General features: G+C 37.7%; 1 protein-coding gene. It reads right to left on the reverse strand.

All coding sequences use genetic code 11. The annotated features are described in order from the left end of the window. Window positions 1–1,328, reverse strand: a protein-coding gene (locus BIV59_RS23130) for an IS3 family transposase (protein ID WP_139194446.1) whose coding sequence is annotated in 2 segments (ribosomal slippage) — window positions 1–875 and window positions 875–1,328 — 1,329 coding nt annotated over the 2 segments. Because the reading frame shifts where the segments join, the coding sequence is not laid out codon by codon here. This gene is flagged as partial in the annotation. Window positions 1,329–1,383: the final 55 nt, after the last annotated feature.

The following is a 1,383-nucleotide window of genomic DNA, read 5'->3' on the forward strand; positions in this document are numbered from 1 at the left end:
GTATTGTACCGGACTCATTTTTAATTTTGCCTTAATCCGTTTAGTATTATAGTAATTGATATATTGCTGTAATTCTCTTTTAAAATGATCAACACTCTCAAACTCCTTCAAGTAGAGGAGTTCAGATTTCATAATTCCAAAGAAATTCTCCATGACAGAGTTGTCGTAACAGTTTCCCTTTCGAGACATACTTTGGACAATCCCTCTTGATTCAAGAGCGTGACGATATTGCTTCATCTGATAATGCCACCCTTGGTCGGAATGCATGAGTAGCTGATTGTTCTCAGGTAAACGTTCAAAGGCCTTCTCCAACATGCCTGAAACAAGTGAATAGGTTGGTCTGGAACCAATCGTATACGTGATAATCTCCCCGTTAAATAAATCTAAAACGGGTGATAAATAAAGTTTCTCGCCGAATAATTTAAACTCCGTAATGTCAGTTACCCATTTTTCATTTGGCGCGTCTGCCGTAAATTGGCGGTCTAAAATATTGGGCGCAATTTTCCCCACTGTGCCTTTGTAAGATTTATATTTTTTCATACGTACTAAGCATTTCAAGCCAAGCTCTTTCATAATACGCTGCACTTTTTTATGATTTACCTTTTGTCCACGATCGACCAGCTCATCACGAATACGGCGATACCCATAACGCCCCTCATTTTCTTCATAAATTGCTTTTACTTCAACTTTTAAATCAGCGTCTGGGTCTGGTAGATTTATACGTCTCACTAAATCATAGTAAGTACTGCGCGGAATGCCCGCGAGTCGTACAAGTGCTTTCACCGGATATGTAAGCCTTAATTCATAGACTACTTGCGCTTTGTCTTGTTTGGTGATTTTTCTTTGTTTTGAACTAAGGCATTCAACTTTTTTAAATACTCATTCTCCATTTCCAAATGTTTTATACGTGCTTCGAGTGCTTCTCTGGAACCTTCAACAAGTGATTGTTTTGAATGATGATCAGATTCTTTTTTCAAGGATGGACGCCCCCTTTTCTTTGATTGAAGGGCATCCATTCCTTGTGTTTCGAACTGTTTTCTCCACACACTGATTGTGGAAGGGGCAAGTATTTTAAAAATCGCTGCCGTTTCGTTTAAGGATGTACCATTTTCAATCATAAAATTTAGTACATCCAGTTTAAACTGTTGTGTATGCTTTGTATATGACTTTATAAAAGCGTCTTCGCCATTGTATTCATATTGTTTAATCCATTTAAGAATGGCTTGATGATTAGTCCCTAAAGATTTAGCTATTTCATGTGAACTCTCATTCCCGTTTAGATAACGATTGACCGCTTGTAATTTATCATGGGCAGTAAACTTAACCATATAAAAACTGCACCTCCAACTGTTAGATGGTGTCTAACATTTGGGGTGCAGTACA

This window comes from Bacillus sp. MUM 13 (genome assembly GCF_001866725.1).
In the GTDB taxonomy this organism is placed as follows: Bacteria; Bacillota; Bacilli; order Bacillales; family DSM-1321; genus Peribacillus.